This is a genomic window from Mesorhizobium sp. WSM4313 (assembly GCF_002294725.1).
Taxonomy (GTDB): Bacteria; Pseudomonadota; Alphaproteobacteria; order Rhizobiales; family Rhizobiaceae; genus Mesorhizobium.
This window is the reverse complement of the sequence record NZ_NSFT01000011.1, coordinates 17,065-31,897: the sequence shown is the minus strand read 5'-3', so window position 1 is coordinate 31,897 and position 14,833 is coordinate 17,065. Positions and strand designations below refer to the sequence as shown.

Sequence of the window (14,833 nt, the reverse complement as noted above, 5' to 3'; positions counted from 1 at the left end):
GTATGGCAATGCGCGCGGCTCGTGGTCTCTCTTTGCTTCTTCTCATCTTTTTCGCCCTGGGCGGAGCGGCCTTTGCGGCCGAAGCCCGGAGAATCGTGACGACCGATAATTCCGACTATTTCGGCTTCGACCTGAGATCGGAGCAGAATGTCAGCCTCGACCAGTGCAAGACCGCATGTCTCGGCGATCCCGCCTGCCGCGCCTTCACCTACAACACCAAGGCCAAATGGTGTTTTCTCAAATCCGACTATAACCAGTTGAAATCCTTCACCGGCGCAGTCGCCGGCAAGGTCGCCAATGTCGACGGCGATCCCGATATCGGCGCTCCGCCGGCACTGGCTTTTTTTCCCAACTGGATGGCCGACCAGGCCCAGCAGTTCCGCAACAAGCTGACCGATCCGGCCTATGACAAGCCGACCGAAGGGCTTGCCGCCCTGCAGGCCGCCGCTGAGCAGGCATCGCTTACCGGCGACCATCGTCTTGCCATGCAGAAATACCAGGCCGCGGTCTCGGTGCTGCCCGATGACGGCGCGCTGTGGCTGGCGCTGGCGCGCGAGACGCTTGCCGTGCAGCCGGCGTCGAACACCACTGAACCTTCGACTTTGCCGATGAATGTCACCTCGGCGGCCTTCAACGCCTACAAGCTGGTGCGCACGGCAAAGACTCGTGCCGAGGCGCTGGCGCTGCTTGGCGCCGGCCTCGACAAGCGCGACCTCTACCGGCCCTCGCTGCAGGCCTATGAGGCGAGCCTTGCGCTGGTGAGCTCGCCGGCCGTCCAGGCCGACTATGCCGATCTCAAGGCGCGCAAGGGCTTTCGCGTCGTCGAGCACACTGTCGATGCCGATTCCTCCTCGCCGCGCATCTGCGCCCAGTTTTCCGAGCAACTGGTCAAGACCGGGGTCGATTATTCGCAATTCGTGACGGTGGACAACGCCGCGCCCAAGGCCGTGGAGGCCAAGGACAAGCAGATCTGCGTCGAAGGCCTGGAACACGGCCAGCATTATGACGTGACCTTCCGCGCCGGCCTGCCGTCGGCGATCGGCGAGACGATCGCCGCGCCCGTCGTGCTGTCGATCTACGTCCAGGACCGCGCTCCCTCCGCCCGCTTCACCGGCGACAGCTTCGTGCTGCCGGCCGGGGCGCGCCGCGGCATCCCGGTCGTCACTGTCAACATGAGCGCCGCCAAGATGATGCTCTACCGCATCGGCGATCGTTCGCTGGCGCAGCTCCTGTCCGGTTATCAGTTCCTGCATCAGCTCGACGGCTATGACATTTCCACCATTTCCGACCAAATGGGCTCGCCCGTCTGGTCGGGCACGCTCGAAATCGCCAATGATCTCAATAAGGAGGTTACCACTTCGTTCCCGGTGGATGAGGCGATCCCGCAGCGCAAGCCCGGCGTCTATGTGCTGACCGCGCAGCCGGTCGACGACAAAAGCGACGACTATGGTTCACGCGCCACGCAGTGGTTCGTTGTCTCCGATATCGGCCTTTCCACCTATACCGGCCAGGACGGCCTCAACGTCTTTGCCCGTTCGCTGGGCTCGGCCAAGCCGATCTCCGGCGCCGAATTGACGCTGCTTGCCAGGAACAACGAGATTCTCGGCACGGCGACGACCGACGCCGAGGGTCACGCCGTCTTCAATCCGGGCCTCACCCGCGGCGAGAACGGCATGGTGCCGGCCGTGCTGATGGCCAAGCAGGGCGACAACGACTTCGTCTTCCTCGACATGGGCAAAGCCGGCTTCGACCTGTCGGATCGCGGCGTCGAGGGGCGCGCCTCGCCAGGCGCCCTCGACGTTTATGCCTGGACGGAGCGCGGCATCTACCGCGCCGGCGAGGACGTTCACGTCGCGGCCCTCGCCCGCGACGGCGCGGCAAAAGCGGTTGAGAACCTGCCGCTCACCTTCATCTTCACACGTCCAGACGGGGTCGAGAACCGCCGCATCATCAGCAATGGCGAGTCCGCCGGCGGCCACGCCGTCGACCTGCCGCTGGAGGCCAACGCCATGCGCGGCACCTGGACGGTGTCGATCTACACCGATCCCAAGCAGTCGCCGGTCGCAAGCCAGATGTTCCTGGTGGAAGACTTCGTGCCGGATCGCATCGAATTCGACCTGACCGCCGACAAAAAGGAGATCGCCCAGGGCGAGACCGCCAACGCCACCGTCGACGGCCGCTTCCTCTATGGCGCGCCGGCCGCGGGCCTGGCGCTGGAAGGCGAGCTGACGCTGTCGACCACAAGCACCTGGGACAGCTTCAAGGATTTCACCTTCGGCCTGGCCGACGAGCAGTCGGGCGAGCCGACCGTGACGCCTCTCGCCAACCTTCCGGTGGTCGGCGATGACGGCAAGGCGACTTTCCCGGTGACGATCGACCAGTTGCCGTCGACCACCAAGCTGGTCAACGCCAAGGTCATCGTCCGCATGCGCGAGGCCGGCGGCCGCGCCGTCGAGCGCTCGCTCGACATCGGCGTTCGCCCGCAGCGCGACGTCATCGGCATTCGCCCGGATTTCGAGGGCGATGAGGTGCCGCAGGGCGGCACCGCCAAGTTCAGCATCATTGCCGTCGACCCGAACGGCAAGCGCGAAGACTTGAAGGGCGCGCAGTGGTCGCTGGTCAAGGTCGAGCGCAACTATCAATGGTACCGTTCCAACAATTCGTGGAACTACGAAGCGGTCAGCCTCACCAAGGCCGTCGCCAACGGCGCGGTCGACCTGAAGGCCGATGGCGAGGCGACGGTGTCGCTGCCCGTCGACTGGGGCCGCTACCGGCTCGAGGTCGAGACGGCCGATCCCGACGGTCCGGCGACCAGCTATGAGTTCGACGCTGGCTGGTACGTCGCCTCGACCACCACCGAGACGCCGGACGGCCTGGAGATCGCGCTGGACAAGGACACTTATGCCGCCGGCGAAGTCGCCAAGCTGAAGGTCTCGCCGCATTTTGCCGGCGAGCTTCTGGTCACCATCGGTGCCGAAAAGCTGCTGAAGACCGTCACCGCTTCGGTGCCGGCCGGCGGCAGCACGGTCGACATCCCCGTCGGCGACGACTGGGGCGCCGGCGCCTATGTCACGGCGACCTTGTTCCGGCCCGGCGACGCGCAGGAATCGCGCATGCCGGCTCGCGCCATCGGCATCCAATGGCTGTCGGTCGATCCGGGCTCGAAGAAGCTCGCGGTCAGCCTGACGCCGCCGGAAAAGACCGTGCCGCGCCAGCAGCTGTCGATCCCGGTCGCCGTCAACGGCGCTCAGGCCGGCAGCAATGCCTATGTGATGGTGGCTGCCGTCGATGTTGGCATCCTCAACCTCACCAACTACAAGGCGCCCGATCCCGAGGACTGGTTCTTCGGCCAGCGCATGCTGGGGCTGGAGATCCGCGATCTCTACGGACGCCTGATCGATGGCTCGCTCGGCGCCATGGGCAAGATACGCACCGGCGGTGATGGGGCGAACATGCAGGCACAAGGCAGCCCGCCGACGGAAAAGCTGGTCGCCTTCTTCTCCGGCCCGGTCGAGCTCGATGCCAATGGCAAGGCCCGGGTCGATTTCGACATTCCGCAGTTCAACGGCACCGTGCGCATCATGGCCGTCGCCTGGACCAAGGATGCGGTCGGCCATGCCCAGACCGACGTCATCGTTCGCGATCCGGTGGTGATCACCGCCGGCCTGCCGCGCTTCCTGGCGCCGGGCGATGCGGCGACCATGCGCCTCGACATCGCCGACACCGACGGCCCGGCCGGCGACTATGCGCTCTCGGTCACCACGACCGGCGACCTGTCGACCGGCGACAAGCCACTGCCCGAGAAGCTGACGCTCGCCCAGGGCAAGCGGCAGTCGCTCTCCTTCCCGCTGGTCGCCAAGACCGCGGGCGACGCCTCGGTCACAGTCAAGCTCGCGCATGCCGATGGCACGGAAGTCGAGCAGACGCTCTATTTGCCGGTGCGCCCGGCGCAGCTTCCGGTCACCAACCGCATGGTTGTTGACCTCAAGCCCAATGGCGGCTCGCTGCGCGTCGACAAGGAACTGCTTGCCGCAAGCGTGCTCGACGGCGCTTCGGTCAGCGTCGGCGTCTCGCAGTCGTCCGCGCTCGACGTGCCGTCGCTTCTGATGTCGCTCGACCGCTACCCCTATGGCTGCGCCGAGCAGACCACCAGCCGCGCCATGCCGCTGCTCTATGTCAACGACATGGCCAAGAACATCGGCATGGAGAGCGATCCGGACCTGCATGGCCGCATCCAGGACGCCATCTACAAGGTGCTGTCCTACCAGGCGGCAAGCGGCAGCTTCGGCCTATGGGGCCCCGGCTCCGGCGATCTGTGGCTCGACGCCTATGTCACGGAGTTTCTGACCCGGGCGCGTGAGCAGAAATACGATGTGCCGGCGCTGGCCATGAACCAGGCGCTCAACAACCTGCAGAACGCACTCGGCTACGACCAGGACGTCCAGGACAAGGGCAGCGAGATCGCCTATGCGCTCTACGTGCTCGCCCGCAACAAGAAGGCCTCGATCGGCGACCTACGCTATTATGCCGACACGCAGCTCGAAGCCTTCTCCAGCCCGATGGCCGTCGCCCAGTTGGCGGCAAGCCTGGCGCTCTATGGCGACGCGCAGCGTTCGGAAGCCACCTTCCAGACGGCGCTCAGGCTGGCGAAGTCGGAAACCGACTACGACTACTACCGCTCGGACTACGGCTCGCGGCTGCGTGACGGCGCGGCGATGCTGGCGTTGGCGGCAGAATCGAAGCCGGTGCCGAGCATCATGCCGCAGCTGATCAAGCTGGTGGGAGTGGCACGCGCGGACGCCCGCTGGACGAGCACGCAGGACGAATCCTGGATGCTGCTGGCCGCGCGGGCGCTGAAGGAAGGCAATGATTCCATCACGCTTTCCGTCAACGGCGCGCCGCATTCGGGCGGCTATTCCGACCAGGTCGCCGGCAGCGAGCTTGTCGACAGCCCGCTCACCATCGCCAATACCGGCGCGACGCCGCTGCAGGCGGTGGTGACCGCGGTCGCCGCGCCGGTCGAGCCGCTGCCGGCCGGCGGCGACGGTTTCACCATCGCGCGCACTTACTACAAGCTCGACGGCACCGAGGCCAACGTCACCGAGGCCAAGCAGAACGAGCGCTACGTGATCGTGCTCAAGGTCTATGAGCAGAACAAATGGCCGTCGCGGCTCCTGATCACCGACCTGTTGCCGGCCGGCTTCGAGATCGACAATCCGAGCCTGGTTTCCAGCGCGCAACTATCGAACTTCTCCTGGCTGGCGCAAACCGACGCCGCGCATCTGGAGTTCCGCAACGACCGCTTCGTCGCCGCTTTCAATCCGAACGAAGGCGACGGCGACCGCAACATCACGCTGGCCTATGTCGTGCGCGCCGTGACGCCGGGCACCTACGCCCATCCGGCGGCGACGGTGGAGGACATGTACCGGCCGCAATATTCGGCCCGCACCGCCACCGGCGTGATGGAGGTGAAGGCCGAGTAAGGAGCCGGACGATGGCGCTGCCCCTCATCCGCCTGCCGGCACCTTCTCCCCCTGTAGTGACGGGGAGAAGGGGACCGTCACGATTGTTGGCCACTTTCCTGCAGCGTTGGAAATTGGCGAAAGCCTCTGCGCAGGCCCCTTTCTCCCCGTCACTATACGGGGAGAAATGCCCGGCAGGGCAATGAGGGGCAGCGCCATGCTCTCGAGGAAATTCCTGCGTCGAACAGCCATCGCCGGGATTTCTCTAGCCGGCTTCGCGGCGCTTTCAGTTGCTGCCCTTTGGGAAATCGACCGCGCTTTCCCGCCGCCGCTGCCGGCAAAGCTGACGGTCTCGACGGAGGTGCAGGACCGCGACGGTCAGCTGCTGCGCGCCTTCGCCACGCCGGACGGCTATTGGCGGCTCGAGACCCGCCTCGACCAGGTCGACCGGCAATTCGTTGACATGCTGGTAGCTTACGAAGACAAGCGCTTCTGGGATCACCGCGGCGTCGATGTCCTGGCGCTTTGCCGTGCCGCCGGCCAGCTCGTCACCAGCGGCCATATCGTGTCCGGCGGCTCGACCTTGTCGATGCAGCTTGCAAGGCTGATCGAGCCGCGCGACAGTCGCAGCCTTGCCTCCAAGCTCAAGCAGATGCTGCGCGCCATCCAGATCGAGCGGCGGCTCACCAAGCAGGAAATCCTCGAGCGCTATCTGACGCTGGCGCCTTATGGCGGCAATCTCGAAGGCGTGCGCGCCGCATCGCTCGCTTATTTCGGCAAGGAGCCGAAGCGGCTTACGGTTTCGGAAGCCGCCCTGCTCGTCGCGCTGCCGCAATTGCCGGAGAAGCGCCGGCCCGACCGCAATCTCGGCATTGCTCATACCGCGCGCGACCGCGTGCTCACCCGTATGGTCTCGGCCGGCCTGCTCGGCGAACGCGAAGCCGCGCGCGCCGCGCTGGACGACGTCTCCGGCCTGCGCAGAAAATTGCCGGCGCTGGCCGCGCATGCTTCCTATGCCATGCTGCCCAGGGCCGTGCCAGGCAAGCCGCTGCAGCTCACCATCCGCAAAAGCGTGCAGCAGGGGCTGGAACAGGTGGCACGAGATGCCGCCAGGAAGCTCGGGCCGAAACTTTCCGTCGCCATGGTCATGGCCGATGCGCGCACCGGCGACATTCTGGGCGAGGTCGGCTCGGCCGATTTCTTCGACGCCAGCCGCTCCGGCTGGATCGACATGACCAAGGTCGTGCGCTCACCCGGCTCGACGCTGAAGCCCTTCATCTATGGGCTGGCCTTCGAGCAGGGGCTGGTGGCGCAGGAGATGATCATCGAGGACAGCCCCGCCGATTTCGGCGGCTACCGTCCGAAGAATTTCGACATGGGCTACCAGGGCGATGTCTCGATCCGCCAGGCGCTGCAATTGTCGCTCAACGTGCCGGCGATCCGCGTGCTCGACGCGGTCGGCCCCGCGCGGCTCACCGCGCGCTTCCGCCAGGCGGGCGTCAACCCGATCCTGCCGGTCAACGAAGCGCCGGGCCTGGCGATCGGACTTGGCGGCGTCGGCGTGACCTTGCGCGACCTGGTGCAGCTCTATACAGGGCTCGCCAATGGCGGCAAGATGCATACGCTGCATGACGGCACCGAGCCCGCCAATGCCGAGCGCATCACCGCCACCATTCTCGACGACCAGGCGGCCTGGCAGATCAACGACATCCTGTCCGGGGTGAAGCCGCCGGAAGGCGCCATGCAACGCGGCATCGCCTACAAGACCGGCACCTCTTACGGCTATCGCGATGCCTGGTCCGTCGGCTTCGACGGCCGCTACGTGCTGGGTGTGTGGGTCGGCCGCGCCGATGCCAGCCCTGTCCCCGGTCTGTCGGGCTATGTCTCGGCAGCACCCATCCTGTTCGAAGGCTTCGTCCGTTCCGGTCTTGCCGGCGTGCCGTTGCCAAGCCGTCCGCCGGGCGTCTTCAACCCCAAACGCGAGGAATTGCCGGTGACGCTCGCCCGCTTCGGCGCCGGCGCCGACGGGCTGGTGCAGGCCACCGCCACCGAGCCGGCGCCGACCATCATCTTCCCGCCCAACGGCGCCCGCGTCGACCTCGGCACCAATTCGGCCGATGCCACACCGCTGGTGCTGAAGCTACAGGGCGGCCGGGCGCCGTTCCGATGGCTCGCCAACGGCAAGCCGCTCGCCGGCATCGACCGCCGCCGCACCGCGACCTGGCAACCCGACGGCACCGGCTATTCGACGCTGACGGTGATCGATGCTGGGGGGCGAGCGGCAAGCGTGAAGGTTTTCGTTGAATAGGATGCGGCAAGCGATTCAGGGGATTGCGTTTTTCCATCTTCTGGATGGTGCGAGGCCCCCCTCTCTGGCCTGCCGGCCATCTCCCCCTCAAGGGGGGAGATCAGCAGCTTCGTGGCCTTCGCTAATCTTCAAAGTCGGAAAGGCGGGCCCAGCGCCGAAACTGCCAATCTCCCCCCTTGAGGGGGAGATGCCCGGCAGGGCAGAGAGGGGGGCCTCGCGCCGACTTTTGTCGAGAGCATTCTTCGCGGCGCTTGCGCTAGCAATCGCGAGCCCTCTCTCAGTCCGCGCCGATCCCCTCCCCGCCGGCTTCGTCAGGCTGGCCGAAATCGACCCGACCATTCGCCAGGATATCCGCTACGCCGGCCTGGAAAATTTCCTGCACCGCAAAGCCGACGGCTATGACGCGCCGGTCTGCATCCTGACCACGCAGGCGGCGAAGGCGCTGTCCAGCGTTCAGAAAGCCATGACTGCTAAAGGCCTGACGCTGGTCGTGTTCGACTGCTACCGCCCGGCGCGAGCGGTTGCCGATATGGGCAGGTGGACAAGAGAAGGCGGCCGGCCTGACCCGCATTGGTATCCGACCGCCGAGCGTGGCGATCTCATCGCCAAAGGCTATATCGGCGAGTTCTCCAGCCATTCTCGAGGTTCGACGGTGGACCTTGCCATCGCCGAGCCCGGCAATAAAAGCGCGGTTCATCCGGCCTGCGGTGCGCCGGACGGCGGCACGCTCGACTTCGGCACCGGTTTCGACTGCTTTGACCCAAAGAGCGAAACCGCCAGCGCCTTGATCGACGCCGAAGCCACCGCAAACCGCAAGACGCTGCTGATCGCAATGCGCGCCGCCGGCTTTCGCAACTATGCGCGTGAATGGTGGCACTTCACCCTGGCCAAAGAGCCTTTCCCAAAACAGCGCTTCGATTTCCCGGTTAACGCCAATTGACGCGCCCGGGGTTGTCATCACCCTGACCGCTTCTAATTAGGGCCGGCGGATGAAGCCCTGCGGCCGCCGGCTGAGGAAGTTATTTCCTCAACCGGCCTAAGCTCGGCGAAAAATTGCTTCGAGGAGATGAAAAAGGCAACATTCAATGCATCTAAATTCTATAAACTCGGTAGAGTTCGCAGCAGTTCAACGGAGGCCGGAATGACCAAACCTCATTTCAGGAAACTGCTCGGCGCGCTGGTCGCCACGTCTGTCCAGTTCGGCACGCTCGGTTTCGCGTTTGCCGATACGACCATTCTGAATGTGTCCTATGACCCGACACGTGAGCTCTACAAAGCCTATGATGAGGCGTTTGCCGCGCACTGGAAGGCTGAGACCGGCGAAACAGTCACCATCCAGCAGTCGCATGGCGGTTCCGGCGCGCAGGCCAGGGCGGTGATCGACGGCCTTGACGCCGACGTCGTCACGCTGGCCCTCGAAGGCGACATCAACGCCATCGTCTCGAAGACGAAGAAGATCAACCCGGATTGGCGCTCGAAGTTCGAGAACAACTCGGCACCTTACACCTCGACCATCATCTTCCTGGTGCGCAAGGGCAATCCCAAGGGCATCCACGACTGGAGCGATCTGGTGAAGGACGGCGTCCAGGTGATCACGCCGAACCCGAAGACGTCCGGCGGCGCCCGTTGGAACTATCTTGCCGCCTGGGCCTACGCAAACGCCAATGACGGCAACGATGAAGCCAAGACCAAGGAGTTCGTCGGCAAGCTTTATGCGAATGTTCCGGTCCTCGATACCGGCGCGCGCGGCTCGACGGTGACCTTCGCTCAGAAGGGCCTGGGCGACGTGCTGATCGCCTGGGAGAATGAAGCCTATCTCGCGCTCGACGAATTCGGCGCCGACAATTTCGACATCGTCTACCCGCCGACCTCGATCCTGGCGGAGCCGCCGGTCGCGGTCGTCGACGCCAATGTCGACGCCAAGGGCACGCGCAAGGTCGCGGAGGCCTATCTGGGCTGGCTCTATTCCAAGGAAGCGCAGACCATCATCGCCAAGAACCACTATCGCCCGGCCAAGCCCGACCTGGTGCCGGCCGAGGACCTTGCCAAGCTGCCGGCAATCAAGCTGGTCACCATCGACGACCCGCAATTCGGCGGTTGGAAGAAAGCGCAGCCTTACCATTTCGGCGACGGTGGTATATTCGACCAGATCTACAAACCGGCGCAGTGAGGCCGGACGGCCGGTGAGCCTCGGGCATGCCGGCGGACTGCAACTGCGCAAAGCCATTCTGGTTTGAATAGAAGGGACGATCCAGAACAGCATGACCACAGCACCCGTCAAGGCGGGGTGGCGATTCAAGCAGCCGAGTGTCATTCCGGGTTTCGGACTGACGCTCGGCTTCTCACTTGCCTACCTCACGCTCATCATCCTCATCCCGCTTTCGGGGCTGGTCTGGCGTTCGGCAGCGCTCGGCTGGGCCGATTTCTGGGCGATCGCCGTCGACCGACGCACCCTCAACGCGCTGAAGATAAGCTTCGGCACCGCCTTGCTGGCGGCTGTTGTCAACGTCGTGTTCGGCACCATCGTCGCCTGGGTGCTGGTCCGCTACCGCTTCCCTGGACGCCGCATCGCCGACGCGATGGTCGACCTGCCCTTCGCCCTGCCAACGGCCGTCGCCGGCATCGCGCTCACCACGCTCTATGCGCCGAACGGCTGGATCGGCCAGCTTCTGATGCCGCTCGGCCTCAAGGTCGCCTACACGCCGATCGGCATCGTCGTCGCGCTGGTGTTCATCGGCCTGCCCTTCGTGGTGCGCACCGTACAGCCGATCATGGAAGAGATCGACAAGGAGGTCGAGGAAGCAGCCGCCACGCTCGGCGCCAGCCGTTTCCAGATCATCACCCGCGTGCTTTTCCCAGGCCTGGCGCCGGCGATCATCACCGGCTTTTCGCTCGCCTTCGCGCGCGGCGTCGGCGAATACGGCTCGGTCATCTTCATCGCCGGCAACCTGCCCTTCAAGTCCGAGATCGCGCCGCTTCTCATCGTGATCAGGCTCGAGGAATACAATTACGAGGCGGCGACTGCGATCGCCGCGATCATGCTGGCGCTGTCCTTCGTGATGCTTTTGGTGGTCAATCTCGTCCAGACATGGAGCCGCAAGCGCTATGGCTGATCCCGAGATCAAATCCTACGAGCCGCATCACGAGAGCCAGTCGGCTGCGGTGACCGAAAGCCGGCCCGTCAAGGCCGTGCTGATGGCAATCGCCTTCGCCTTCCTTGCAGTCTTCCTGCTTTTGCCGCTGATCGTCGTCTTTCATGAGGCGCTTGCCAAAGGCATCGGCGCCTACACGGAAGCCCTTTCCAGCCCCGATACGCGCTCCGCCATCCGTCTGACATTGCTTGTGGCGGCGATCTCGGTGCCGCTCAACGTCGTCTTCGGCATCTCTGCCGCCTGGGCCATCGCCAAGTTCGAATTCAAGGGCAAGGCGTTCCTGACCACGTTGATCGACCTGCCCTTCTCGGTCTCGCCGGTCATTTCCGGCCTGGTCTATGTGCTGCTCTTCGGCGCGCAAGGGCTGCTCGGCGCCTGGTTGAAGGCGCATGGCATCGTCATCCTCTTCGCCGTGCCCGGCATCGTGCTGGCCACCATCTTCGTCACCTTCCCCTTCGTCGCCCGCGAGCTCATCCCGCTGATGCAGGAACAGGGCAATGGCGACGAGGAGGCGGCGCTATCGCTGGGCGCCGGCGGCTGGCAGGCGTTCTGGTATGTGACGCTGCCCAACGTCAAATGGGGACTGCTCTACGGCGTGCTTCTGTGCAATGCGCGCGCCATGGGCGAGTTCGGCGCAGTCTCGGTGGTGTCGGGCCACATACGCGGCCTCACCAACACCATGCCGCTGCATGTCGAGATCCTTTATAACGAATACAACGCTGTCGGCGCCTTTGCCGTCGCTTCGCTGCTCGCCGGTCTGGCGCTGGTGACGCTGGTCTTGAAAACGCTTCTCGAGATGCGCTACGGCGCCGAGATCGCCGCGACGCGCGGACACTGAACACAATCTGTCGCCGAAGAGTGCCTGGCAATTTTAGGAACAACGACAGCATCAACGGACTGAGGGATTTGCATGGAAGTTCGCGTCGTCAACGTGCGCAAGGAGTTCGAGCGGTTTCCAGCGCTCCACGACGTATCGCTCGACATCAGGTCTGGCGAGCTCATCGCGCTGCTCGGGCCATCCGGCTCCGGCAAGACGACTCTGCTTCGGCTGATCGCCGGCCTGGAACGGCCGACCAAGGGCGCGATCTTCTTCGGCGACGAGGACGCCTCGCAGAAGTCGATCCAGGAGCGCAATGTCGGCTTTGTCTTCCAGCATTACGCGCTGTTCCGCCACATGACGGTTGCCGACAACATCGGCTTCGGCCTGAAGGTCCGGCACGGCGCCGCAAGGCCGTCGGGGCAGGAAATCCGCCGCCGGGCCCTGGAATTGCTCGATCTCGTCCAGCTGTCGGGCCTGGAGAAACGCTACCCCGCTCAGCTTTCAGGCGGCCAGCGCCAGCGCGTCGCGCTCGCCCGCGCCATGGCGATCGAGCCCAAGGTGCTTTTGCTCGACGAACCGTTCGGCGCGCTCGACGCACAGGTTCGCCGTGAGCTGCGCCGCTGGCTGCGCGAGATCCACGACCGCACCGGCCACACGACCGTCTTCGTCACGCATGACCAGGAAGAAGCGCTGGAGCTTGCCGACCGCGTCGTCGTCATGAGCCAGGGCCGCATCGAGCAGGTCGGCACCGCCGACGATATCTACGACACGCCGAACTCGCCCTTCGTCTACTCCTTCATCGGCGAGTCGAGCTCACTGCCGGTCAAGGTCGAGAACGGCGAGGTGTGGATCGCCGACCGGCCGATCGGACTCTCGGCGCCGCATGCGCCTTCCGGTGAGGCGATCCTCCACTTCCGTCCGCATGACGTCGACCTGGTCGACGGCTGCAGCGGCTGCATCGCCGGCACCGTTGCCGCCAGCCGCCGCGTCGCCGGCACCAGGCGCGTCGAGCTCGAGATCGGCGGTGAGCGCCAGCGCGTCGAGATCGAGCTGCCCGTAGACCATCCTGCGGCGCAGAAGAGCCGGGTGGCTTTCAGGCCGCGACGCTGGAAGCTTTTTCCGGCGTCGTGATCGTCGCGTCGAGCGCTACTCCAACCAGTTCTCGAGCTTCAGCCTGCCGATCCGGCTGAACTCGGCCATGTTGGCTGTCACCAGCGTGGAACCTGACGCGCAGGCGTGAGCAGCGATAAAGAGGTCGTTGTGGCCGATGGTCTCGCCCCTGCCTTCCAGTTCGGCGCGCAGCGCGCCGTACTCGGCATCCGCCGGCACATCGAGCGGCAGCACCGGAATCTCGGCCAGCAGTTCCTCGACCTTCTTGAGCAACTTGGCTGATCCCTTCCTGGCGCAGCCGTACCGCAGTTCCGAAGCGACGACGATGCTGGTGCACACGGCAGCGTCTCCCTCGCGCGCCATGACGCCGGCGGCTTTGCCGCCTGGGTTTCGGATCATGTCGCTAATGATGTTTGTGTCGAGCATGAACCGCATCAAAAAATGTCCTCGGGTCCGACAGGACTATCCTTGATCTCGGGGAAGTCATCCTCAGGACCCAGCGGGGCTTCCTTCGCCCACTGGGCGAGCAGCGCCGTGAGACCTGATTTACGAATGGGCTCGATAACAAGACGGTCGCCCTCGCGGCTGATCAGGACCTTGTCGCCGGGGAGTTCGAACTCGACTGGAATCCGCACCGCCTGGCTGCGGTTGTTGCGGAACAGCTTTGCCTCTTTCGGCGGCGTCGCTGCATGGCGTTGTTGGCTCATCACGGTATTCCCTTGTATATGCCATATGTATATGCCAAGGCGCCGAAGCGCAATCTTTTTGCCTATGGATATCGCTCCACAATGACTCTTGCTGGAAAGAAATACTAACAACCGACTGTTCCGGCGGTGACTTTTTTCACCTGACGCCGTCTAGCCGGCGCGCGTGTCTCGCCGCTCAACAGCGCCACGGCTATCATCGGCCATTGCCATATTTTCCTCGGAGTCCGTTTTCATGAAGCGTCTGTTGCTCGGCATCGCGGCTGTTGCCGGTCTCGTCCTCGCGTCCACCCAAGCCTGGTCGGCCGACAAGCTTTTGAATGCATCCTATGATGTCGGCCGCGAGTTGTTCGCCGACATCAATAAGGCTTTCATCGCCAAGCACCCCGGCGTCACAGTCGATCAGTCGCATGCCGGCACCTCGGCGCAGGCGCGCGCAATCGCCGAAGGTCTTGGCGCCGATGTCGTCACCTTCAACCAGGTCACCGACGTCGACTTCCTGGTCAAGAAGGGATTGATCTCAGCCGATTGGCAGAAGGATTTTCCGGACAACGCCTCGCCCTTCTATTCGCTGCCGTCCTTTCTGGTGCGCGCCGGCAATCCCAAGCACATCAAGGACTGGAACGATCTGGTGCGCGACGACGTGCAGGTGATCTTCCCGAACCCGAAGACATCAGGCAATGCGCGCTACACCTATCTCGCCGCCACCGCCTACGCCAAGGAAGCCTTCAAGGGCGACGACGCCAAGGTGAAGGAGTTCATCACCAAGCTCTTCAGCAACGTGCCGATCTTCGACACCGGCGGCCGCGCCGCCACCACAACTTTCGTTCAGCGCGAGATCGGCGACGTGCTGATCACTTTCGAGTCGGAGACGCGCGGCATTCGCAAGGAGTATGGCGACGACAAGTTCGAGCAGGTCACGCCTTCGGTCAGCCTGCTGGCCGAGTTCCCCGTAGCGGTCGTCGACAAGGTTGCCGACGAGCATGGCAGCCGCGATCTCGCCAAGACCTATCTCGACTTCCTCTATACGCCGGAGGGCCAGGAGATCGCCGCCGGGAACGGCTTGCGTGTCCGCGACGCGACGGTCGCCGCCAAGCACAAGACGGACTTCCCGGATGTCCGGCTGCTGACCGTGGAGGACGTCTTTGGCGGCTGGGACAAGGTGCAGAAAGAGCATTTCGCCGCCGGCGGGCTGCTCGATCAGGCCTACGGCAGCCGTTGAAAGCTCCGCAATCAGGAAGAGCAGGAAAGCCGGCTTTGCCGGCTTTTTTCATGTA

General features: G+C 64.5%; 10 protein-coding genes. 8 read left to right on the top strand and 2 right to left on the bottom strand.

The window, feature by feature from the left end; translation table 11 throughout:
* The first annotated feature begins 2 nt into the window (after positions 1–2).
* The 7 genes from CK219_RS22390 to CK219_RS22355 all read left to right on the top strand — a co-directional run bounded on the left by CK219_RS22390 (position 3) and on the right by CK219_RS22355 (position 12,873).
* A complete protein-coding gene (locus tag CK219_RS22390; RefSeq protein WP_095768929.1) occupies positions 3–5,483 on the top strand; it encodes an alpha-2-macroglobulin family protein in 5,481 nt (1,826 codons plus the stop codon).
* 196 nt (positions 5,484–5,679) lie between these two features.
* On the top strand, positions 5,680–7,770 hold the full coding sequence (pbpC, locus tag CK219_RS22380; protein ID WP_245340583.1) for a penicillin-binding protein 1C: 2,091 nt from the start codon (positions 5,680–5,682) through the stop codon (positions 7,768–7,770).
* A gap of 1 nt (position 7,771) precedes the next feature.
* Positions 7,772–8,710, top strand: a complete 939-nt coding sequence (locus tag CK219_RS22375; protein WP_095768928.1) for a M15 family metallopeptidase — start codon at positions 7,772–7,774, stop codon at positions 8,708–8,710.
* Positions 8,711–8,911: 201 nt separating this feature from the next.
* On the top strand, positions 8,912–9,940 hold the full coding sequence (locus CK219_RS22370) for a sulfate ABC transporter substrate-binding protein (RefSeq protein ID WP_095768927.1): 1,029 nt from the start codon (positions 8,912–8,914) through the stop codon (positions 9,938–9,940).
* Between the two features lie 91 nt (positions 9,941–10,031).
* Complete coding sequence (cysT, locus tag CK219_RS22365) at positions 10,032–10,883, top strand: sulfate ABC transporter permease subunit CysT (protein WP_095768926.1); 852 nt, start codon at positions 10,032–10,034, stop codon at positions 10,881–10,883.
* A complete protein-coding gene (gene cysW / locus CK219_RS22360; protein ID WP_095768925.1) occupies positions 10,876–11,760 on the top strand; it encodes a sulfate ABC transporter permease subunit CysW in 885 nt (294 codons plus the stop codon). Before cysT ends, cysW begins: the two co-directional genes overlap by 8 nt.
* 72 nt (positions 11,761–11,832) lie before the next feature.
* Complete coding sequence (locus tag CK219_RS22355) at positions 11,833–12,873, top strand: sulfate/molybdate ABC transporter ATP-binding protein (RefSeq protein WP_095768924.1); 1,041 nt, start codon at positions 11,833–11,835, stop codon at positions 12,871–12,873.
* 15 nt (positions 12,874–12,888) lie between these two features.
* On the opposite strand, the gene CK219_RS22350 is transcribed toward CK219_RS22355, so the two are convergent.
* Both CK219_RS22350 and CK219_RS22345 read right to left on the bottom strand, forming a co-directional pair.
* Positions 12,889–13,287 carry a type II toxin-antitoxin system VapC family toxin gene (locus tag CK219_RS22350; protein ID WP_095768923.1) on the bottom strand — a complete coding sequence of 133 codons (399 nt, stop codon included), beginning with the start codon at positions 13,285–13,287 and terminating at the stop codon, positions 12,889–12,891.
* Positions 13,287–13,559 carry an antitoxin gene (locus tag CK219_RS22345; protein WP_095768922.1) on the bottom strand — a complete coding sequence of 91 codons (273 nt, stop codon included), beginning with the start codon at positions 13,557–13,559 and terminating at the stop codon, positions 13,287–13,289. Before CK219_RS22345 ends, CK219_RS22350 begins: the two co-directional genes overlap by 1 nt.
* A 232-nt stretch (positions 13,560–13,791) precedes the next feature.
* On the opposite strand from CK219_RS22345, the gene CK219_RS22340 reads away from it, so the two are divergent.
* Positions 13,792–14,778 carry a sulfate ABC transporter substrate-binding protein gene (locus tag CK219_RS22340; RefSeq protein WP_095768921.1) on the top strand — a complete coding sequence of 329 codons (987 nt, stop codon included), beginning with the start codon at positions 13,792–13,794 and terminating at the stop codon, positions 14,776–14,778.
* Positions 14,779–14,833 lie beyond the last annotated feature (55 nt).

Excerpts from the sequence above, each read along its gene's own strand:
- CK219_RS22350 (WP_095768923.1), bottom strand. The coding sequence starts at position 13,287 with ATGCGGTTCATGCTCGACACAAACATCATTAGCGACATGATCCGAAAC.
- CK219_RS22375 (WP_095768928.1), top strand. The coding sequence starts at position 7,772 with ATGCGGCAAGCGATTCAGGGGATTGCGTTTTTCCATCTTCTGGATGGT.
- CK219_RS22340 (WP_095768921.1), top strand. The coding sequence starts at position 13,792 with ATGAAGCGTCTGTTGCTCGGCATCGCGGCTGTTGCCGGTCTCGTCCTC.
- CK219_RS22345 (WP_095768922.1), bottom strand. The coding sequence starts at position 13,559 with ATGAGCCAACAACGCCATGCAGCGACGCCGCCGAAAGAGGCAAAGCTG.
- cysT (WP_095768926.1), top strand. The coding sequence starts at position 10,032 with ATGACCACAGCACCCGTCAAGGCGGGGTGGCGATTCAAGCAGCCGAGT.
- CK219_RS22355 (WP_095768924.1), top strand. The coding sequence starts at position 11,833 with ATGGAAGTTCGCGTCGTCAACGTGCGCAAGGAGTTCGAGCGGTTTCCA.
- pbpC (WP_245340583.1), top strand. The coding sequence starts at position 5,680 with ATGCTCTCGAGGAAATTCCTGCGTCGAACAGCCATCGCCGGGATTTCT.
- cysW (WP_095768925.1), top strand. The coding sequence starts at position 10,876 with ATGGCTGATCCCGAGATCAAATCCTACGAGCCGCATCACGAGAGCCAG.
- CK219_RS22370 (WP_095768927.1), top strand. The coding sequence starts at position 8,912 with ATGACCAAACCTCATTTCAGGAAACTGCTCGGCGCGCTGGTCGCCACG.
- CK219_RS22390 (WP_095768929.1), top strand. The coding sequence starts at position 3 with ATGGCAATGCGCGCGGCTCGTGGTCTCTCTTTGCTTCTTCTCATCTTT.